Raw genomic sequence first — 21,097 nt, forward strand, 5'->3', positions numbered from 1 at the left:
CGGTACTACCCCCCCCCCGCCACCACAAATAATTAGGGGGGGGGTCGCTGACCCCCCGCGGCCCTCCCCGCCCCCCCCTCTAAAAAAACAACCCCCACCGCCCGCCGGCGACCCGCGGGCGCCCGTTCGCGATGTCCCCGTGTCCCGGCCCCGTGTCCCAGCCGCACGTCCCAGGCCGTCGGCATCTCCGCTGGTCAGCGCCCGTTCCAGCATTCCAGCGTCCCGTAGTGCCTGCCTGTTGTGGCGGGCGGGACGGATCGCGGCACAAGCTGTGGCCGTTCAAGCGATCCGCTGGACGAACACGGTTCCACGACGTGTTCCACGACGTCTTCCACGACATGGAGATCCCGATGCTTTCGCGTCTCGCCACCCGTTCCGCCCGCCTCGTCCTGACCGCCTTCGCCGCGGTGGCCCTCACCGCCTCCGCCACCGCCTCCGCCACCGCCCTTGCCGACAACGGCGGAAGCACCACCGCCGCGGCTCAGAAGAGCGGCTGGGGACAGGCCTGCGGAACCAACGACCTGACCTTCAAGCTCCGCGAGGAGACGCAGGCCGGCGGCTACTACCTGGTTACCGCCAAGGCCAAGCCCGGCATCACCTGCTACCTGGAGGGCACCATCCCCTCCGCCGCCTTCGGCTCCGTCCCCGACACCCAGGCATCCCCCGCCGAGCAGGCCGTCTCCGACACCGTCAAGCTCTCCGGCTCCACCGTCGCCTACGCCGGCATCAGCCCCAAGAGCACCAACACCAACTACGGCAAGGAATTCAGCCGGCTCATCATCGCCGTCGCCGGCGACGAGACCAACGCCGTCACCCTCAAGCTCCCCAGCACCGTCCTGGTCGACGAGCCCATCACCACCAACTGGCACGCGAAGCGCGCCGACGCCGTCCCGTTCGTCAACTGACCCCCGGACGGGGCGGTGTTCAGCACCCTCGCCGCCTCCGGCGAGGGTACGCACCGGACAGCCCTTAGGTGGGGATGGGTTTGGTCTGGGTGCAGTTCTTCCATTCGACCCAGGGGCGGGCGCCGCCGCTCTTGGGGCCGGTGGCGTAGGTGGGGTTGCCGGTGATCGTCTGGTTCTTCGATTCGTGGGTGATCTCGATGCCGAAGAGTTTGAAGCCGAGGGAGAGCTGTCCGGCGGAGAGACCGAAGCCGATGCCGAGGGAGGCGTTCCACCAGTCGGTGTTGGCGTTGTAGTCGAGTCGGCTGAGTTTTCCCTTGTCGTGGAGGAGCCGTTCGAGGGGGCCGGCGTCGGAGTCCGGTACTTCGGCGGCGTCAGAGGGGGAGGGCAGCGGGTTACTGGCGGGGTCGCCGTTTCCGCGCAGCCAGTCCTCGACGGTGGTGCTGTCGGTGTCGTTGTCGAGGATGAGTTCGGCCGACTCGGTGTGTATCCGGGACTTGGTGTTTCCGCCGCCGCCACCGACATCGATGGTGACGGGAAGGGGGCCGGCGTTGGCGCCTCCTTCGACCTTGACGCCGGTGCCCTCCCCGGCTTCCTGGCTGGTGGTGATCAGCAGCTTCTCCGGGCGGTGCGGGTCGCCGTTCTTCTCCTCCTCGTCGTAGGCCGCCGCGTCGTAGGTGACGGAGACCTGTTGCATCTTCTCGCCCGTGGCGACCCCCAACGCGCCGGCCGACCCCTTGACGGTGAAGGTGTAGATGAAGGTGATCTTCCCGGCGTTCGGTCCGTTGTGAGAACGCATGACCACCACGTCCTCGGTCATCGTGCCGGAGGCCAGCTCGCCGGAGAATTTGCCGCCCTTGCCGCCCGTGAACTTTCCGCCGAAGCTGACACTGCCGGATGCCTCGGTGGAGGTCTTGGTGATGTCGACGTCCGGCGCCAGCTCCGGGGCGAGATCGGGTTTCTTGGCGGCCGCGTCCCCTTGGCAGGCCGCCATCGCCGCCCCGGGGTTGTAGCCGCTCTGGTATTTGCAACCGTCGTTCGCCTTGAGGTACGCGGCGAACTGCTGTGCGTCCTCCAGGTTGGCCGCCAGATCAGCCTGGGGATCGCCGGTCTTGTTCCCGTTGAAGAGCCACTGTCCGCCGCTGCCGCTGCCCGCCAGGAATGTGCCGCTCAGCTTGGCGCTGCCACCCCAGTCCTTCAGTCCCGGGATGCCCGCGGAGACGCTTGCCGAGACCCCGCCCGAGGTGTCATTCACCCGCTCCAGGGTGACGGTGCCGTCGGACCACTGCTGGAGCTTGACCGTCTCCGAGCTGCTGATCTTGATGAAGACGATCTGGATGACGACGGTGTCCTTGGTCTGGTCCTGGGACAGCAGACACCGCGCGGGCTCGAACGGGTCGCCGTTGGGTACGAACGGATCGCCGGGACCCCCGCCTCCGCCGTTGTCGCCCCCGCCTCCGTCGCCGTCCCCGTTCCCGCCGTTCCCGTCGCCCGCGTAGTCGCCGGTGGAGCACGCCTCGGCGCCGCTGAGCGGGTGAAGTATTCGGCACACCGCGCTCTTCAGTCCGGTCGCCTCGTCGGCGGGCACGCTCAGACCGACGATCGCCGCCACGACCAGCGAGACGACACCGACCATCGCGGCGTACTCGGCCCCGCTCTGACCCCGGTCACGCCGCCGCCGGTCACTCCAACCACGTTCGTGCCCATGCCGATACCAACGTCGAAACCTGCCGGCGCCCTTCACCTGATCTCCCACCCCACGCCGTTGTCGCCCCCGAGCGACAGCAGCCTAAGAACGCGTCAGGGTCCATACGCAGGGCCCACGGACCCACTTGAGGGCTCAGCAGGGGCCGATCCGGCAAGCGTTCATTTGGTGGTTGACCAGCGAACTCTTCAGGGCCGCCCGCTGTTCGCCGTACGGACGCCGCTCCCGGTTCGACGGCCGGCCCGACACGGGCGGCACCTTCGTCACGCCCCGAACCGCACGGCTCCGAGTGGCACGTCTGACCGCTCCTGAGGCTGTGCACAGGCTCAGTTGGGCCCCGAGGTGGGTCTCTGGGCCCTACGGACTGGGCCTCGCGCGCGCATACGGTGACGACGCACGTGTCACGGCTGGACGCCGCCGGCCGTCAGCCGTGACCGTCACCAGTCGGTGAGATCCACCAGGTACCGGCAGTGCGGGTCCTCCACGGCATCCGAGGTCCGCCACTCCTCGCCGAGCAGTGAGGGCAGCGCGGCCAGCAGGGCGGTCAGCGCACCGCCCGGTCGTACGTCGGCGGCGATCACGTCGGAGACTTCGTCGCTTTCCATGTACAGGCGCAGCAGGCCCCCTTCCCTGAACAGGAAACCGCGCAGCCGTGCCTCGGGCCGTTCCTCCTCCGACTCCGACGGACGGGCGAGGCACCGCAGGAGGGTGGAAGCCCAGTCGTCCGTGGTGAACGGGGCTTCCTTCACCTGTGCCGGATCGACCAGGTAAAGATCCATCCCCATGACGGAAGTGACCCTGTTCGAGGGGTAGATGTGCGTGCCGGTGTGCACCGCTCGCAGCAGGGCGACGACGTCGTGCGAGGTACGCAGTTCCTCGCCCGCGCCGAGGGGAATCTCGTACGCCGTCAGCCTGGCCGGCGCGCACTCACCCTTGTCGCCGAGGGCGACCCGGACGGCCGGGGCCCCCGACGGGGCGGGCAGGACTCCCCGTACATGCTGGTCCTCCAGCAGCGGTGCGTAGACGAAGTCCAACAGGAGCCCGGCCACTTCCGCCTGAAGGTCTTCGATCTCGTCATCGTCTTCGCTCACCGGCTCACTCATTCACCCAGTGTGGGCACTTCCGCATGCCTTTGCAGTACGCGGTGATCACGCCGATCACTTGGCCACGGCCCGCGTCATATCTGCCGTCCCGCGTCTTGCGCGCATAGCGCGCCTTGACGACGAGTTCTACTCGTCCGTGCGCACGGTTCGTGGCCCACCCCCAGTACTGGATGTCGGCGCCGTTCTTCTTGTCGACGTTGCCTTGGAGCGGGATGTTGACGATCGCGCACTTCTTGATGTTGTGCTTACCGGAGAAGTGGTTCCAGCCCAGTTCGCCGTTGCCCACTCGCGTGGGGATCTTCCGACCGTCGGGGTCGGTCGCGTTGCACTTGGCGGCCTTGTTCCAGTACGGGCCCGCGTGGGCAGGGGCGGCGAAGCCGACGAGGAGCATCGTCGCCGCGGCGACAGGCGCCACGAACGCGGTGATGTGCTTCATGACGTGATCGTGGCACCGGCAGGAGTGGGGAGGCAGGTCACTGCCCCAGATTTCCTCCCACTGGGCTATTTGTCGTATGAGCGGGTGTGGGTGATGTGAACAGACAGGGGCGCTGCGACCGCTGAGGTAGTTCGTGTTCCCCGCCCGCGGTCATCCTGCCGCCCCGTGAGCCCCATGAACGCGGGGCAAAGAGTGGACGTCCGCACGATTCCGCGGCCCGTGTTCGTCATGCCCCACGCATATGGTGCGACGCATGGGGATATGGCGGAGTGGGGCGTGGCTCGTAGTGGGTCTCGCGCTGTTGACGGCGGGGTGCGGGGGCGCACCGGACATGCCGTCAGATCTCGCGTCGCCGATGGCGACGTACGCGACGGGTACGGGTACGAGTACGGGCGCGACCACAGGCACTGGCACGAGTACGGGCGCGGGCGCGGGCGCGAGTACGGGTGCGGGCGCGAGTACGGGTGCGGACGCACGGGGCGCGTCCCGTTCCCCGAACTCACCTGATTCCGCCACCCCTTCGCGTCCCGCGGAGTCCTCACCGCTCCCGGTGGGCCGGCCCCCCGCGGCCGCGGCGTCACCCTCGTCCGCGACCGCGCGGACCGACGCCTGCGCCTCCCGCGACCTGACCGTCACCGAAGGCCGCACCGGCCTCCCCCGGTCCGGCACCCCCGGCGACTTCGCCGGCCAGATCCTCCTGCGCAACCACTCGGCCAAAACCTGCCTCCTGCGCGGCTGGCCGGGCATGAGCGTCTACGGCTCCCAGACGGTCCGACTGTGCGTCCCTGGCGACGGCGTGCCGGAATCCGCCTGCGGCAAGCCGGTGAGCACGACCGAGCCGCGCCCGCTGACGGTCACCCGCAACACGGACACCCCTCCCCCCACCGTCCTGCTCGCACCCCGGGCCTCCACTCCCTTCACCCTCCTGTGGACCGGCAGTTCGGGGCCCGGCTGCGAGAAGCTGTACGACTCTCCGTACGGCGCCCATTTCTGGGTCCCGGGCGACACCACGCCCCTCACACTGACGTTGCGCTCGAACTTCGGCTTCTGCGAGGGCCAGGTGGAGATCACCCCGTTCGGAACGACCGCCTGACCGGCCTCACCCCACCATGTCGAGGCGAGCGGCCGGCTCCCGGCGCGCCTCCACAAAATGACATGGATCACTAAAGTGGCCCGGACAGGGAAGGCAACTATCCCCTTATGGGGTAATTGCCCGCCGTGTGAGAGCGGCGTGCGGCACTCGTCGCCTTCCTAACGCGCTTCCGACAAACGTGTTTCCGGTCATACGATCACCAACAAGGCCCTGCGTGGATGCTGCCGCAGCGGCTGCCTCAACACTTTTTCGAACCCGCTTTTCGAACCCGCTTGAGCCTGCTTTTCGAACCCGTTTGTCGGACCCGCGAAGGACTCCGTTGAAGATTCGCCGCATTCTTGCCACGGCCGTCGTCGCCGCCGTGACCACCCCTGTCGTCCTGCTCACCGTCACTCCCGCGCTCGCCGACGCCAAGTCGTCCGCCGCGTCGCAGGCGCGGCAGCAGGACGGGCAGGACAAGCCCTCCATCGAGGAACTTGAGAAGGCCGCAGAGAAGGCGCAGAAGGCGTACGACGACGCCGTTGCCGCGGAGAAGGCCGCGCGGGTCGTCCTCGAAGCCGCCCTCGCCGATGACGCGCCTCTCAGCGTCGCCGCGAAAGCCGCCAAGAAGGAGGCGGTCGACGCCGCCACCGCCAAGGAGAACGCCGACAAGGCGCTCGCCGACGCCAAGACGGCACTCGCCGCGCTGCCCGAGACCGCCACCGACGCGGAGAAGGAGGCCGCGGAGAAGGTTGTCGCCGACGCCGAGACCGCTGCCCTGTCCGCGGCGGACGCCAAGGCCACCGCCGACGAGAAGGCCGCGACGGCCTACCGGGTCAGGGACGACGCCCGCGTCGCCGCCGTTCGGGAGTACTCCAAGGTCCAGGAAGCCGTGAAAGCGGCCCTCAAGGTGAAGCAGGCCGCCGACAAGGCGCTCGCCGACGCCCAGGAGGGGCCGGACTGCGTCTTCGAGAGCGAGCTCAGGACGGTCGTCACCGGCCTGCCGTCCAAGATCGTCGCGGGCTCCACGACCGACTTCTCAGTCCGCGTGACCAACGGCACGGGCAAGACGCTGGACGAGGTCTCCCCGCGCGTCTACTTCCACGCGACGGACAAGAGCGGCTACAACGTCATCGACGACGCCTTCCACCTGCAGTGGTCGACCACCGCGTCCCCGGCCTGGAAGAACGTGGGCAAGGGCAGCCGCACGGGCTCCATCGGTCCGCTGAAGAACGGTGCCCACGCCGACGTGAAGCTGCGCCTGAAGGTCGACGCGAAGGCCCCGGCCGGGGACGGCCTCGCCTTCGTCTCCGGTGACTACATCAACGACGACGAGTCCTGTGGTGGCAACTTCTCCACCGAGTACGACTTCGAACTCCTCGCCGCCGGCAGCGTCCCCGACAAGGCCGAAGAGGCCGAGCCCGGCAAGACCACGCCGCGAACCCCGGACAACAAGGCGCAGGGCGCCACGTCCACCACTCCGGTGAACTCCGGCAGCGACCCCGTCGGCACCGGCTCCCTCGCCAGCACCGGTTCCCCCTCGGCCCTCCCGCAGTTCGCCGCGGCGGCCGGCGCGGCGGTGGCCCTCGGCGCCGTCGCGGTCTTCGTCGGCCGCCGCCACCGGGCCGGCTCCGCCTCCTGACAACCCGTGACGACCTTCTGACGCGGCCTCATCCAGCCGCGCCATGAGAAAGGGCGCCCTCCTTACCCGGGGGCGCCTTTTTCACGGGCGTGTTTTCTCACCGGCGTGTTTTTCACGGGCGTGTGCGGGCGCGGAGATGCCTCTGCCCCGCCGCGAGGGCCACCCGTGCCGGGCGGGCCGGGATCCGTCGTCATCGCGCGGGGACGACGTAGCGGTCACAGGTCATCCGGTGTGCCGTCGACAGCCGGTCCGCAACCCTCCGGAAGATGGGCGGCAATCAACTCGTAGGCCTCCTCCGCCGTGTCCACCTCCCCGATGAGTGTTTTGTCGGACTCGCGCCGCACTCGGTAACCGCCGGCGACCAGGGGGTAGGCGGTTCCGACATCGCGTGTCCACGGATATTCGGTGCACCGGCTCAGATACAGAACACCGTGGCTGACCATGGGGAAGAGTTCCCGCAACGAGGGGTGCCCGTACGCCGTGCGGGGAACGATCGGGTCGATCCGCTCCGCACCGTCGGACAGAACGCATTCCCATTGCGCGGCCACGATGTCCTCAGGAGTTTTCGAGTCGCCCATCCCGCCCCCGCTGTCCGGATTTCCGACAAGTTTAGAGGAACGGGGTGACGACGTCGGCGGCGTCAGCTCCGCCGGCCCTGCTCCTTGTCGCGAAGCGCCTGCTCGACGGCGTTCTGTACGCGGGCGTCCTCACGTACCTTGCGGCGTGCGCGGGTGCGGCGGTTGAGGATGAACGCGCCGACGACGGCGGCGAGCAGTACGACGATCCCCAGCAACAGCGTCCATGGGACGGCCCAGCCGTGCGCGGTGGCCTCGACCGGCTTGAGCGAGGTGGTGGAGCCCGACGCGTCGGTGTGCAGGGGCGTGAGGGTCGCGGTCGCGGCCAGGCTGACTCCGGGCGCGACGCCGTGAACGGGCACCTTCATCTTCCAGCTCTCACCCGGAAGCAGCTCCGGCGGTGGGGCGATATCGCCCGCTTCGGCCCGCAGCCATCCGAACGGGCCCGAGACCGACACCGTCTGCCGGGCCGACAGAAGGGCGTTGCCCGTGTTGCGGATCGTGTAGGTGACGGTGGCGTCGCCCTTGGCGAACGGGTTGAACGAGCCGGCGTAGTCCACCCCCAGGTCCTCGATCGCGAGCTTCGGCTTGAGCTCGCCACTGACCCGCAGCTTGACCCGGATACCGAGGCGCCGGTCGACGTTGATGCCCTCGGCTTCGTCGGCCTGCTTCAGGGAGGTGAGTATGCCGCCCACGTAGTCGCCGGGTGTGGCGTTGCCGGGAACGCTGACCGTGAAGGGAACTTCGGCGGACTTACCGGGCTTGATCACGACGCTGTCGCGGCCCGCGCGGGCCCAGGCGCCGATGCCCGTGGACCTCTTGTCCTTGGTGAGCAGGTCGAGTTGGCCCGTGTCGGTCGTGAAGCCGTCGGCGGCGTAGACCGTGAGCTCCAGCGGGGACTTGCTGCGGTTGGCGACGACCATGGCGTCCTTGACCTGGCCACCGGGGTTGACGGTGTAGCTGTAGCTGGACCGGTCGTCGCCGTACCCGTTCGCGGCCGTCCTGACCGTCCAGGTGACGTCGCCGTCAGCCGCCTGAGCGGGGCCGGTACACAGGCCGGCGATCGCGAAGGCCATGAGCAGGGGGAGGGCGACGGTACGGACGAGGGCGATGACGCCGGTCTTCCGGCGCGTTACGGGCGTGAGCATGTCGGGGTTCTCCTGGAACGGGAGGCGGGGCAGATCACCCGAAGGCGCCTGCCCCGCCAGTGGAACGGGTCAGATCAGCTGCTCAGCGCGGTGATCGTGAGAGTGGCGCGGTAGCCACCCTTGTCGACGCTGTCCGGGATCTTCAGCGCCAGGTCGGCGCCCAGCTTGGCCGTACCCCGGGTGTGGCCCTGCTCGGCGGAACCGAGGCCGCGCGAGAGGGACAGACCCTTGCCCTGGTCGTCGTAGCCGGAGGCAACCTTCGCGCCTGCCTTGGACCCCGCGCCGTTCACGAGCACGCGCGGCGTCCAGCCGAGGTAGGAGCCGGAGAACGTCTTGCCGGCGTCCTTGAAGTCACTCACGTTGGCCGAGATCGACCAGGGAGCGAGCGAGCGGCGGCTGTCCGAGACGACGATCGGGTTGATCTTGCCGTTCGCCTCGAAGTGGGTGCCGTTGGTCTCCTTGGCGGTGCCGAGGTCCACCAGGCCGTTGTAGCCGTCGATCGTCCAGCCGAACTCGCCCGGAGCCGGGTTCGGCACGTTGACCTGGAGGTCCTGACCGTCGCCGTGGTACGGGTGCACCGTGACCTTGTCGACGAGCGAGCCGACCGGCTGGGCCTCAGTGGTGTTGTTGCACCAGTTGCCCCTCTCCACCGCGGCGTTCGGAGCGGCGCAGGTGCCGCTGCGGACGTTCTCCACGACGAGCTTGTCGTTGCGCACCTGGACCTTGACGTAGGTGCGGACGTGCTCCTGGTTCTGGACCGAGTTGTACCAGTAGCTGTCCGGGTTCAGCGGGTCCGCACCGTTGCCGGCGCCGCTCGTGCCGCTGTTGTCCGGCTTGGTGATGTCGTAGTACTTCGAGCCCGAGGCGGAGTTCCCCGTCACGTAGAGGACACCGCCGGGACCGGCGTACACGTCGGAGGCGCCGGGCTGCTCGGCCGGGTTCGCCTTCTCGCCGTTCTTGATCAGGTAGCTGCGGGAGTAGCTGTGGTCGTGGCCCTGGAGCACCAGGTCGACGCCGAGCTTGGAGAAGGTGGTCGGGAAGTCGACGCGGCGGGTCTTGTTGTCGGAGTCCTGGGCGTGGTCGGCCGGCGAGTAGATCGCGTGGTGGTAGGTGAGCACCTTCCACTTGGCCTCGGCGCCGTGCTTGTTGATGACGTCCGTCACGTAGGCGAGGTGCGCCGCGTCGCCGCCGCCGCCCTGGGAGGTGGCGTAGCTGTTGCTGTTGAGGTCGATGAACAGCACATCCTTGTAGATGTACCAGTAGTCACCGCCGGAGGTGTTGGACGCCGGGTTGCCGTTGGAGTAGTACGGCGCCGAGCGGTCCGTGTTCGGGGTGGAGAAGTGCTGCTCGTAGGCCTTGCCGCCGACGTCGTGGTTACCGATGGTGGCGGCCCACGGGTACTGGCGCAGCTTGTCGGGTGCCAGGAAGGAGTTCCACTGCGACTCGTTGTTGGCGGTCTCGACCTGGTCACCGCCCGACACCAGGAGTTCGGCGTTCGGGTTGGCCGCGAGGGAGACGTCCACGGTGTCCTGCCAGCCGGCCTGGTCCTTCGCCAGATCGCCGGACGAGCCGATCTGCGGGTCGCCGTAGAACAGGAAGTCGTACTCGCCCTCGAAGTCCTGCGTCTTGAAGGAGTACGCCGAGGACCAGTTGCCCTCGGTGCCCACGCGGTAGGAGTACCGCGTGTTTTCCTTCAGGCCGGTGATCGTGGCGTGGCGGTTGAAGCCGCCGCTGGTGGCGATGTTCGCCCCGCCGATGGCGTCGAAGGTGGCGGCGCCGGACGGGAAGTCGCCGTTGACGAGCTCGGCGGTCGGGGCGACCTGGAGCTTCTGCGCGGTGTCGGCCGAGGAGTACCAGGTCACCGTGCGCTGGGTCTCGTTGGCGCCCACACCGAGGATGACGCCGGTGAGCGTGGCGGGCTCAGCGGCGCCGGCGGGGGACGTCATGCCGCCGCCGAAGGCCACGGCCAAGCCCAGGAATGCCGCCGCCGCCCCAGTGGCCAGGCGGCGTCGCGCAGGCCCGGAGGCCTGCGTCGAAGGTATGAATGTCATTATTTTACGTTCCTTTTACCCACATTGGTGGATGTGTTCGGGATCCATAAGTTCCCGGTCGTTGGTGAACCGGATGCGAATGCGGCCCTCGCCCGGGCTGAACTTTGAACTTTGAAGGTTGAACTTTTCCCGAGGTGCCCGGCGGTCTCACACCCCGAACAGCCGTTGCGTGAACCACACCAGCCCCATGACGCACACACCCGCGGAGATCACGCCGGTCGCCCAGAGGCCGGCCGTCGGCGCACGGCGCCGTAGCACGGTCAGCAGCGGGAAGGCAACGGCGATGATCGCCAACTGCACTGTTTCGATACCGACGTTGAACACCAGGAGAGACCACAGCAGGGTCCACGAGAACGCCTCGTCGATGCCCAGCGCGCCCGCGAAGCCCAGGCCGTGCACGAGGCCGAAGCAGAACACGACCACGAGCCGCGTCCAGCCCGCACGGTCCAGGCTGAAGTGACCGCGCCCGGCGGCCCCGTCGAGGCCGAGGTCGGCGGCATGGCCGCCGCGCCGCCGGATCCGCCAGAGGTACCAGCCGGCCACCACGGCGATCGACAGCGCGATGACGGGCTCCACGACCCGCGACGGCACATCGACCAGACCGAGGGCGGCGAGCATGAACGTCACCGAGTGCGCCAGGGTGAAACCGGTGGCCGCGAGCACGATTTCGCGCAGACGCCGTGACCCGGCGATGAGCGCCAGCAGGAACAGGATGTGGTCGATCCCGCTCAGCAGATGCTCGGCGCCCAGCCGGAAGAACTCCCAGAACCGCTCGTACCACGACTGCCCCATCGAGAAGGACGGATGACCGGCGTCGAGCGCGGCGCTGCCGGAGCGGCCGTCGATCTCGTAGGTGACGATCGTCTTGGTGCCGGTGACGTAGGTCTCGGAGTCGGGGAACAGAGTGCTGCGCACCTCGCGGTCGTCGCCCCCCTCGGGACAGGACCAATCGAGCAGCAGGCCCGCGTACGGCACGCCCTCCCGCGGGCCCATCGTGAAGTCGCCGACCCGGACCGGCGCGCAGGCCGCGCCGCCCGAGGTGACCGAAAATCGCTTGGTGACATACGAGACGGCCGACTTCGCGTGGGCGTTGAGCGCCGCGGCCTGTGCGTCGGTGTCACCGTCCTCGAACGCGGCGTTTCCCGTCCGGAAGAGAGGATCGTCGTTCTCGGAGTCGGCGGCGGATACGACGAAGAGGTCGTACTCAAGCTCCAACTTCGTCCGTATATGCCCCCCGTCGCCCGCAGTGACGTCGGCGTACACGGTCGAGGTGAATCCGTGGGCCTGCGCCGACGGACCGACGCTCAGGAGAGCGATCACCGCGGCGGTGACCCCGACGAGGGCGCGGCGGAGGTGTCGTGACATGTGGCTGGCTCCTTCAGGTTGCCAGTGCACGGTGCATGTCACGGGTGAACACTTTCCGGCCAAGTGACGAAGAGCGGAAAAACAAGTGCGAAGACGACACCCGAGAAGGAAGGAGGCAGAAACCTGGATAGGAGGATGTAGGCGCACCATCCACCACCACTCGGAGGAAGATCGCCTTGCGCTCCCCGCTTCGGGCCGTCGCCACGCTGGCCGCGGCCGCCGCGCTCGTCACCGGATGCGGCTCCGGCGACGACTGGTCACGGCCGCATCCTGAGCCCACCGCCATCGGCACTCTCGGCCGGGGGTTCGTCGACCCCTCCGCCTCGCTCGCTCCGGAGGCGACCGCGACGCCCCGGCCCGGCTCCTGGACCGGGGTCCACCCCTCCAAGGACTACCGCGTGGTACTGCTCACCACGGGTGACGACCGTCCGACCAAGGCCCTTGTGACGGCGGTCAAGGGCTGGGCCGAGGAGGAGCACGTCGACCTCAGAACGGTCGTCGCCGACACCTCCCACGACTTCATACCCAGCATCAGCAAAGCCATGGAGATGCGCCCCGACCTCATCGTCAGCGCGGGCAACGACCTGATCGACCCCCTCGCGATGGTCACCCCCAACCACCTGTCACAGCCGTTCCTCGTCGTGGGAGCGGAGCTGGCCGAGCCCACCGACAACGTCACGGCGGTCGACTGGTCCGGCGCGTCGTTCCGTGGCGAAGGGCTCGGCGCGTCCTCGACGTACGACCCCGACTCGTTCACCACCGAGCGCTGCGCGGCGGCCATCAGGGCCGGCGTCGCGGCCGTGCTCAACGACCTGACCGGGATCGTGATCTGGCTCGACAAGGTCTAGAGGAGTAAGAGGCCGCGCGGCCTATCCGCGCGGCCTCGTAGGCGCGTTATGGATTCTGTTGGATTCTGTGCGACAGACCCTGGCGGATCCGGTGGATTCCGGCGGACAATCCGCAGCACGGGCGCCCCTTCAGGCTCAGCCCTGTCGTCCTCAACTCGCGCCCCGTGTTTGCCAGGTGGGTGCGGCCGCGGCCGCACCCACGACGCGCCGCTCCCGAGTGAGAGGGACAAGCGATGACGAACAGCGGACCGAGTCCAGCCCATCGATTACGTGCCGCGTGTGTGACCGCACTCGCGGGGGTGCTGTGCCTGGGGACCCCGGCAGTGGCTCAGGGCGACGGGAGTGACACCCGGCCCGGTGTCCCGGGCCGGACCGACGGCTCCGCCTGGACCGTGTCCCGTGGCGGGCCCGCCGCCGCCGTACGGCTCGACCCCGCCGACGGCTCCGTCACCCTCGCCGTACGCGACGGGAGTCGCACCCTCGTGGAGCCCTCGCCCGTCGGCATCGTCACCGAGGGCGCGGACCTGACGCGCGGGCTGCGCCTGGTGGACCGTGAGGACCGTCGTATCGCGGAGCGGTACACCACCGTCGTCGGCAAGGAGCGCCGTCGCACCGTCGACATGGCCGAGTCGCGCTTCACCCTGCGAGGGGAGGGCGGGGCCCGGGTCGATCTGGTCGTGCGCGCGGCGGACGACGGAGTCGCGTACCGCTACGTACTCCCCGGCGGCGGCGGCGACGGCGGCGGCGATGACGGCGACGGCGGCGGCTCGGGCGCCGTGCTGCGCGAGGCGTCCGGCTTCGTGCTGCCGGGCGACGCGCCCGCCCGGCTGAGCGACTACTCGGTCAACTACGAGCAGCCGTACGACGGTACGACCGCAGCCGGCGCGGAGAGCGGACAGTACGCCTACCCCGCGCTCTTCCAGGTGGGCGACGAACACGTCCTGCTCTCCGAGGCGGATGTCGACGGCCGCTATCCCGCGAGCCGCGTCGTGCACACGGCGGGCAGCGGTCGCTATGACGTGGCGCTGGCCGACCCCTCCGTGCCCGCACCCTCCGACGGGCCCCTCGCGACCCCCTGGCGGACCGTGATCGCGGGCGATCTCGCCACCGTGACCGAGTCCACGCTCGTGGACGACCTGGCTCCGCCCTCCCGCGTCGCTGACACCTCCTGGATCCGCCCCGGCACGGTCGCCTGGTCCTGGCTCGCCGGCTTCGGCGCGGCGCAGCGCAGCCTGGAGACCCAGCAGCGGTTCGTGGACTACGCGGCGGCGCACGGCTGGGAGTACTCCCTGGTCGACGACGGCTAGAACACCACCGACTGGATGCCGCGGCTGATGGAGTACGCCGAACGGCGCGGCGTGGGCGTCCTGTTGTGGATGCACTGGACCGATCTCGACACCGCCGCCGAGCGCACGGAGCAGCTCGACAAGGTCAAGAGGTGGGGCGCCGCCGGACTGAAGATCGACTTCATGGACTCCGACTCACGCGAACGCATGGAGTGGTACGACGAGATCCTTCGGGAGACCGCCGACCGCGAGCTGATGGTCAACTTCCACGGCTCGACCCTCCCGCACGGCATCCAGCGCACCTGGCCGCACGTCATGGCGATGGAAGGCGTGCACGGCGCCGAGCAGGGCGATGTCCAGGCCGACGACATGGCGACGCTGCCCTACACCCGCAACGTGGTGGGCTCCATGGATTTCACCCCCATGGGCTTCCAGTTCGGGCAGCGCAACAACACCGAGGCCGCCGAGCTGGCGCTCTCCGTCGTGTACGAGTCCGGGTTCCAGAACTACGCGGGCAGCGTCGAGGCGTACCGGGCCCGCCCCGAGGTCGCCCGGTTCCTCGAACAGGTCCCGACCGTCTGGGACGAGAGCCGGCTCGTCGCGGGCGCGCCCGGAGAGGGGGCGACCTTCGCGCGCAGGAACGGCGACCGGTGGTTCCTCGGCTCCGTCAGGGCGGGCGACGCGGGTACGGAGCGGGTGCCGCTGACGTTCCTGGGACCCGGTTCGTGGCGGGTCGATGTCGTGCGGGACGGCACCGACGGGCTGGTCAGGCACAGCCAGGTGCTGGGCCGGCAGGACACGATCGAGGTACCGGTGCCGGCGGACGGGGGCTTCGTCGCCCAGCTCTGCCGCGCCGTGCCGGGCCGCGAGAGCTGCGACCGGCCCGTGGACGCGGTGCCGGTCGGCACGTTGTCCGTCACCCCCGCGAAGGCCGACGCCCGGCCGGCGACGACGGTCGACGTCGAGGCGAGCTTCGTGCTGGACGAGGCGGGCCCCGCCGAGGACGTGACGCTGAGCGCCCGTACCCCCGACGGCTGGGCGGTGGACGGCGCCGGCGCGACGGCGGACGAGCTGGCCGACGGCGCCGAACTGACGGCGTCCTGGCGGGTCACGGTCCCCGCGGACCCGGTGTACGGGGCGACGGAGATCCCGGTCACGGTGGCCTACCGGGACCCGGACGCCCCGCGGGGCGCGCCGCCGCTGACGGTCGAGCGCACGGTGCGTGTCTTCGTGGCGCGCGAAGGCACCGTGTACGTCAGCTCGTTGCCGTTCGTCTCCGAGACGAACGGCTGGGGCCCGGTCGAGCGCGACCTGTCCAACGGCGAGAACGGCGCGGGCGACGGCGGCCCGCTGCGGCTCGGCGCCGCGACGTACGACAAGGGGCTCGGGGTGCACGCGCGGTCCGAGGTGACCGTCGATCTGAACGGCGCGTACGACCGCTTCGCGGCCTGGACCGGCATCGACGAGGAGAAGCCGGACAAGGGCTCGGTGGTCTTCGAGGTCATCGGCGACGGCCGGGTCCTGGCCGCCAGCGGTGTGCTGGGGCCGGCGGACGCGGCGTACGCGTTCGACGTCGACGTGAGCGGGGTGCGCCGGCTGACGCTGCGCGTCACGGACGGCGGCGACGGCATCGACTCGGACCACGGGGACTGGGCGGACGGGCGACTGCGGGAGAAGGAGGCATAGGGCGTGTTGAGCCGGCTCGCATTCCACTTGACGACTGACTTGGTTTCCGGAAAACCGCCGAAGCGGTTAACGGGGCTTTCGCGTTTATCCGCGAATGCGAGAGGATTCGTCCGCTGTTCTGCCGGAAGGAATTACTCGGAGAGTTGACCAGTACTGGCTTGAGCGCGCGGGCATGGGTAACGGGAACTGGCCGGTCGTTTTCGTGATAGAGTCCTGTTGAATTCACAGGACGCCGCGAAAAAAGGGGAATGGCGTGAATACCGAGAAGGTTACGGCTCGACGTCTTGCGGCCGAGGAGGTTTCACAACTGGGCCTCCAGGACGGCATCTTCGTCTCGGCAGAGATGGATGGCCTTCCTCTCGACTGCTACGCCCCGGCTTTCCTTACGGAGCCGGGTAAGAATTTTGAGGGAGGGTCCTTCACCGCGAGGACGATCTTCGGTGAGGAAATCCATGTCCTCCCGGACGATGCCGAAGGGCGCGGGATCTGGGTCGCCGACAAAGCCGGGGAGGAAATCGAGGTTCTGCAGAGTGCCGGCGTTCTCCTGAACCTCGCCCTCTTCGTGCCCGACGGGAGCAAGGAATCCCTGGATTCGCTTTATTCCGCCGCGCGGGACGCGTTCGGCGTGGGAATCGTTCAGCGCTGGAGCGAGGAAGTCGTCGCGGTACCGGATGTCAAGGTCGACCTGTTCGAGGAGCCGACCCGGGGGCGGAAGAACGCGAGCGGTCAGAACCGTGACCGCCGCGCCTTGGACATCTACCCGACCCGAGTGCGGTTCCTGGAGCCCAGCGATGGCTGGAGGTTCATTGTCGAACCGCACAAGGAGATCGTTGATGACACACCGACGATCTGACCCGGCGGTAACAGGGGCGAGCAAGCCCTAAGTGGCGTCCTCCGCCTGAAGGGCGGGCCCGGGGGCGTCTGCGACGTGCGTGTGTACGTGCGTGCCGGACGCCCCCGGGCTGTGCGATTCGGAACGCACCCCGTTATGGGAGGCACCGGCGCGGCAGCCGTGCTCAACGGCCTGACCGGAGCGGATTTCTCACAGCAATAGGAAACTTTTCGGTGAACACTTCGCCGAGTACGCCTCGGGCGGTGGCCGGGCCCCGCCGCCGGGGCCTAGCATCACCTCGCCGGAGGGGGGCTCCGCGGTGGGGGGTGGCCAAGTTGTCCGAGCCGCCGATTCTTGAGTGCCGTCAGCCTGTGTGTCCCTCGGGCAGTCCGATGTTCTTTCCTGGGGGATCCGGAGACACCGAGTGATACCTGTCAAGCGCGGCTTCATACGCCGCGCGGCCCTTTTCTGCCTGTCGGGTGCGGCGCTGGCTCTCGCGCTGCCCATGGCGGGCCCTGCCCAGGCGGTGGACGGCCCCGCCCTCACGGGCGCCGGCACTACCCGTGTCACCGCCGACAAGACCGTCACCGACGAGGCCACCCTGCGCGAGCGCGTGGTCTCCGCCGGCCGCGCGGTCGCCGCCCAGCGGGCCGAGGAGCCGGCGGCAGCCGCGCCCACGAAGCCGAGCACGGCGGGTGACACGAGCACGCCGTCGCCGTTCATCATCGGCGGCACCGGGACCACCATCGCCACCGCGCCGTGGATGGTCCAGCTGTGGTACGCCGACGAGGCCGCCGGCGAGTACTACTTCTGCGGGGGCACCCTGGTCGCCCCCAACAAGGTGCTCACCGCCGCGCACTGCGTGGACGGACTCGACTGGCGCAGCTACGGCGCCGTCAACGCAGGGGTGACCAGCACCGAGTCGAACGGCGTCCTCACCGGCGTCGCGCGCCAGTGGCAGCACCCTTCGTACGACGACGCGACGGTGCGCAACGACATCGCCGTGCTCACCCTGGACACGCCGCTGAAGCAGCAGTGGCTGCGGCTGGCCCAGACGCAGGACAGCGCGCTGTACAAGGCGGGCACCACCGCCACCGTCTACGGCTGGGGGGTCACCTCGGGCACGTCGGACGCGTTGGCCACGAACCTGCGCAAGGTCACCCTGCCGCTGGTCAGTGACACCACCTGCAACACCTCGATGCAGAAGATCCTGGGCAAGGACTACTTCTTCGAGGGCGGCATGATCTGCGCCGGCACCCCGGCCACCGGCTCCGACGCGGGCACCAAGGCCACCTGCAGCGGTGACTCGGGTGGTCCGCTGATCGTCGGCGGCAAGGTCATCGGCATCGTCTCGTGGGGTGTCGAGGGCTGCACGGCCAAGGGCGCCTACTCGGTGTTCACCAAGGTGTCGCCGTACACCTGGGCGGCCGAGCCACGGATCAACGACACCGACTACAACTACGACGGCCGTGCGGACCTGGTGGTGCGGTCGTCATCCGGGAACCTGTCCGTCCAGACCAGCAAGGGCACCTCTCTCAACCCGGCCACGACCTTCGGGTCGGGCTGGCAGTCCCTGTCCTGGGCCCTGCAGACGGACATCGACCGGGACGGCGGCTGGGACATCCTGCTCCGGGACAAGGCCGACGGCCGGCTGCACCTGTTGAAGGGCGACCCGCTCACCGGAACGATGAAGGACATCGTCGTGACGACGGTGTGGGCGGCCTACCCCTCGTACGCCCTCCCCGGTGATGTCACCGGGGACGGCCGCCCCGACCTGGTGGCCACCGACACGGACGGCAACGGCTGGGTGTACCCGGGCAAGGGCAACGGCGAGTACAACGCGCGGGTCAAGTTCGCCACCGGGTCGCTGAAGGGCTACAAGATCTTCGGCCGCGGCGACTACAGCGGTGACGGCAAGCCCGACCTCCTGGTCCGCGACACCCTCAACAAGGTGTTCCTGTACCGGGGCACGGGCAGCGCCACCGCGCCGTTCTCGGCCCGCGTCACCGTCCGCACCGGCTGGAACTTCACGGCGCTGATCGCCTCCGGCGATGTCAACGGCGACGGCCGCGCGGACATCATGGCGCGGGACTCCAACGGCACCCTGTGGCTGTACCCGGGCACCGGCAAGGCGAACGTGGACATCTTCGGCTCGCGCAAGTGGCTGGCCGACGGCTACAACAAGTACAACCTGCTGTTCTGAACGGCGGCGGGCGGCCCGGCCGTTCCGGCCGGCCCGCCCGCCGGTTCCGGACAACGATGAGCCAAGTGGCAGGGCGCGCCCCCTCGTCTGTCGCGGCAGTCCCGCGTTTGTCGCCGGCCCTCTGCGGATTCGTCTGTGATCGGTAACAGAGGGATCTTGCACGGGCGTTCGTATGTCTTCATGGGTGCACGACATCGGCGGAGACAGCGAAGGGGCGGGCGGACATGGCAAGGCGTAAGGGAAGGGGATGGCACGGCCGGCTTCTCGCGGCGGCGCTCGGGGTGACAGTGGCGGCCGCTGCCACCTCGGTGTGGACCGCGCAAGCCCACTCCGGCGGAGACCGGCAGCCGCAGGCGGGTGTCTCGGCGCCGGACGCCCGGCCCCAGGACCGGACAGTGGCCAAGGTGGCGGCGGACATCGCGCACGCCTCGGACCGCGGACCCCGGGGCGTCAACATCACCATCGACGACGGACCGGACCCGGTCTGGACGCCGCAGGTGCTGCAACTGCTGGAGGACAACAGTGTGAAGGCCACGTTCTGCATGGTGGGCACACAGGCCGAGGCGTACCCGGACCTGGTCAAGGCGGTCGTGGCGGCCGGGCATCGGCTGTGCAACCACACGGTCTCGCACGACACCGCCATGGACACCAAGTCCGAGGCCTACCAGTCCCAGCAGATCCTGGACGCCGAACGCATGATCACCAAGGCGTCCGGAGGCGTCCGGCCGGAGTACTACCGGGCCCCGGGCGGTGCGTTCACCCCGTACAGCAGGCAGCTCGCCGCGTCCCGGGGGATGCGCCCGCTGGGCTGGAACGTCGACTCCAAAGACTTCGAGCGTCCCGGCGTGGACACCATGGTCGCCACCGTCAAGAGGGAGATCTCCGACGGGCCGACCGTCCTCTTCCACGACGCGGGAGGGGACCGCTCCCAGACCCTGGCCGCTCTGCGCGAGGTGCTGCCCTGGCTGAGGGAGCAGGGGTACTCCTTCGGCTTGCCCGTGCGGTGAGTGAGGCTCGCCCGCACCGAATACCGACCCGGGCCGCCGGTACCAGTAGACGGATATGAACAGCGGAACCCGGCCACTGCCGAAAGCCGCCCGGACGGCAGTCGGGTGCTCAGCCGGTCTTGGCGAGGTTCTTCTCGAACGCGGCCAGGTAGTTCGACAGGTGGTGATCCTTGATGACGTCGGTCTCGGGGGCGAAGAGTTCGGCGCGCAGTCCCTTGGCCCGGTCCTGAAGCCTGGCCATCAGCGGCATCGCCTTGTGGAGTCCGCCGTCGGCGTCGAAGTAGCGGAGTGCTTCGACGTGCGTGTAGGCGGGCTCGGGCGGAAGGTGGGGAACGATGTCGTTGTTGTTGACGAAGCGGTAGCAGCGGTTCCTGAACGCCGTGTTGTGCGCGCCGGCGAGCAGCCGTTCGCAGGTGCGGGGCTGGCCGAAGGTGTAGACGCCGTCGGGCAGCAGCCGCGGCTCCTCGAAGTACCAGCGGGTGCCGGCCAGCATCGCCAGGGCTCCGCCGAGGCTGTGGCCGGTGAACCAGATGCTCTGCCCGTTGGTGCGCAGTTCCTGGATGGTGTCGCGGATCTGGGGGTAGACGGACTGGAGGGCCTGGTGGAAGCCGTGGTGGACGAAGCCCTTCTTCGCGGGTCCGGGGACGGGCGGTGCGTCGATGTCGGTCAGCCAGTCATAGATCTTCGCGACCTCGGTGCCCCGGAAGCCGGTGACGATCATGCGGTCGCCGGCCATGACGTAGGCCTGGGTGTCCTCGATCGGGAACGGCATCCGGTGTGCCGACTCGAAGTGCCGCACCTCACCGAAACCCCACGCGGCCGCCTGGGCCTCGATGCCGGCCGGGTCGAGCGAGGCCAGGCCGGCGGCCTGTGCCATCCAGTAGGCGTGCGGGAGGGAGTAGCTGGTCGTGGAGTGGTCCAGGGCGGGGGTGGCCATCGGTGTCCTCCGGAAAAGCCGCGGCGGGATTGCCCCGCGCGGATGAATGGGGTTTCCGATCCCCGGTTCTCAGCAGAGGGCGAGGATCGGAATTGGCATCAAATGTGGATGAACGGATTCGGTCGCCGGCCACAAGTCCTTGGCGTTGAGGCCGACGCGGAGGTGGTGGCAACGCCGGTAAGGGTGCTGAGGGCAACGACGGCGGTGGCGGCGACCGCGAGCGTGGAGCGAAGGCTCATGCCGAGGGAAACGATCACCCGCGGTTTCGGTTATGGGTACCACCGGTCCGACGACACCGG

17 protein-coding genes are annotated in these 21,097 nt (G+C 69.1%); 9 read left to right on the forward strand and 8 right to left on the reverse strand.

The annotated features are described in order from the left end of the window. Positions 1-314 precede the first annotated feature (314 nt). On the forward strand, positions 315-905 hold the full coding sequence (locus tag ACFRMN_RS10450; RefSeq protein ID WP_383016319.1) for a DUF4232 domain-containing protein: 591 nt from the start codon (positions 315-317) through the stop codon (positions 903-905). Positions 906-969: 64 nt separating this feature from the next. Here ACFRMN_RS10450 and ACFRMN_RS10455 read toward each other — a convergent pair whose 3' ends face one another. From ACFRMN_RS10455 to ACFRMN_RS10465, 3 genes are all read right to left on the reverse strand, one after another. After that, positions 970-2,538, reverse strand: a complete 1,569-nt coding sequence (locus tag ACFRMN_RS10455; RefSeq protein WP_383016322.1) for a hypothetical protein — start codon at positions 2,536-2,538, stop codon at positions 970-972. A gap of 506 nt (positions 2,539-3,044) precedes the next feature. Next, the gene (locus ACFRMN_RS10460; protein ID WP_383016325.1) at positions 3,045-3,710 is read right to left on the reverse strand and encodes a hypothetical protein; all 666 of its coding nucleotides are present in this window, start codon (positions 3,708-3,710) and stop codon (positions 3,045-3,047) included. Beyond that, entirely contained in the window at positions 3,703-4,146 is a 444-nt protein-coding gene (locus ACFRMN_RS10465) for a hypothetical protein (RefSeq protein ID WP_383016328.1), read from the reverse strand. The genes ACFRMN_RS10460 and ACFRMN_RS10465 overlap by 8 nt, the downstream gene beginning before the upstream one ends. A gap of 331 nt (positions 4,147-4,477) precedes the next feature. Here ACFRMN_RS10465 and ACFRMN_RS10470 point away from each other — a divergent pair, with 331 nt between their 5' ends. After that, entirely contained in the window at positions 4,478-5,239 is a 762-nt protein-coding gene (locus ACFRMN_RS10470) for a DUF4232 domain-containing protein (protein ID WP_383016330.1), read from the forward strand. A 319-nt stretch (positions 5,240-5,558) separates the two neighbouring features. Then, positions 5,559-6,860: a peptidase gene (locus ACFRMN_RS10475; RefSeq protein ID WP_383016333.1), complete on the forward strand. Its 1,302-nt coding sequence runs from the start codon at positions 5,559-5,561 to the stop codon at positions 6,858-6,860. Between the two features lie 215 nt (positions 6,861-7,075). On the opposite strand, the gene ACFRMN_RS10480 is transcribed toward ACFRMN_RS10475, so the two are convergent. The 4 genes from ACFRMN_RS10480 to ACFRMN_RS10495 form a co-directional block, all read right to left on the reverse strand. Then, the gene (locus ACFRMN_RS10480) at positions 7,076-7,438 is read right to left on the reverse strand and encodes a DUF6193 family natural product biosynthesis protein (RefSeq protein ID WP_383016336.1); all 363 of its coding nucleotides are present in this window, start codon (positions 7,436-7,438) and stop codon (positions 7,076-7,078) included. Between the two features lie 62 nt (positions 7,439-7,500). After that, entirely contained in the window at positions 7,501-8,583 is a 1,083-nt protein-coding gene (locus ACFRMN_RS10485) for a WxL protein peptidoglycan domain-containing protein (protein WP_383016339.1), read from the reverse strand. Between the two features lie 74 nt (positions 8,584-8,657). Next, positions 8,658-10,634, reverse strand: coding sequence for a fibronectin type III domain-containing protein (locus ACFRMN_RS10490; protein ID WP_383016341.1), 1,977 nt, complete (start codon positions 10,632-10,634; stop codon positions 8,658-8,660). Between the two features lie 147 nt (positions 10,635-10,781). After that, positions 10,782-11,999 carry a HupE/UreJ family protein gene (locus tag ACFRMN_RS10495; RefSeq protein ID WP_383016344.1) on the reverse strand — a complete coding sequence of 406 codons (1,218 nt, stop codon included), beginning with the start codon at positions 11,997-11,999 and terminating at the stop codon, positions 10,782-10,784. Positions 12,000-12,175: 176 nt separating this feature from the next. Between ACFRMN_RS10495 and ACFRMN_RS10500 the strand changes: the two genes are divergently transcribed. The 6 genes from ACFRMN_RS10500 (at position 12,176) to ACFRMN_RS10525 (ending at position 19,861) form a co-directional block, all read left to right on the forward strand. Beyond that, a complete protein-coding gene (locus tag ACFRMN_RS10500) occupies positions 12,176-12,847 on the forward strand; it encodes a hypothetical protein (RefSeq protein WP_383016347.1) in 672 nt (223 codons plus the stop codon). 281 nt (positions 12,848-13,128) lie between these two features. After that, positions 13,129-14,154, forward strand: a complete 1,026-nt coding sequence (locus ACFRMN_RS10505; protein WP_383016350.1) for a glycoside hydrolase family 97 N-terminal domain-containing protein — start codon at positions 13,129-13,131, stop codon at positions 14,152-14,154. Between the two features lie 15 nt (positions 14,155-14,169). Further along, a complete protein-coding gene (locus ACFRMN_RS10510; RefSeq protein ID WP_383016352.1) occupies positions 14,170-15,819 on the forward strand; it encodes a glycoside hydrolase family 97 catalytic domain-containing protein in 1,650 nt (549 codons plus the stop codon). Between the two features lie 253 nt (positions 15,820-16,072). After that, positions 16,073-16,672, forward strand: coding sequence for a hypothetical protein (locus ACFRMN_RS10515; protein ID WP_383016355.1), 600 nt, complete (start codon positions 16,073-16,075; stop codon positions 16,670-16,672). A gap of 403 nt (positions 16,673-17,075) precedes the next feature. Beyond that, positions 17,076-18,854 carry a trypsin-like serine protease gene (locus ACFRMN_RS10520; RefSeq protein WP_383016357.1) on the forward strand — a complete coding sequence of 593 codons (1,779 nt, stop codon included), beginning with the start codon at positions 17,076-17,078 and terminating at the stop codon, positions 18,852-18,854. Positions 18,855-19,078: 224 nt separating this feature from the next. Continuing rightward, a complete protein-coding gene (locus ACFRMN_RS10525; protein ID WP_383016360.1) occupies positions 19,079-19,861 on the forward strand; it encodes a polysaccharide deacetylase family protein in 783 nt (260 codons plus the stop codon). 109 nt (positions 19,862-19,970) lie between these two features. Here the strand turns inward: ACFRMN_RS10525 and ACFRMN_RS10530 are convergent, their stop codons facing one another. Further along, entirely contained in the window at positions 19,971-20,798 is an 828-nt protein-coding gene (locus tag ACFRMN_RS10530) for a lipase family protein (protein ID WP_383016363.1), read from the reverse strand. Between the last annotated feature and the right edge of the window lie 299 nt (positions 20,799-21,097).

Origin of the sequence: Streptomyces sp. NPDC056835 (assembly GCF_042789485.1) — a bacterium.
Classification (GTDB): domain Bacteria; phylum Actinomycetota; class Actinomycetes; order Streptomycetales; family Streptomycetaceae; genus Streptomyces.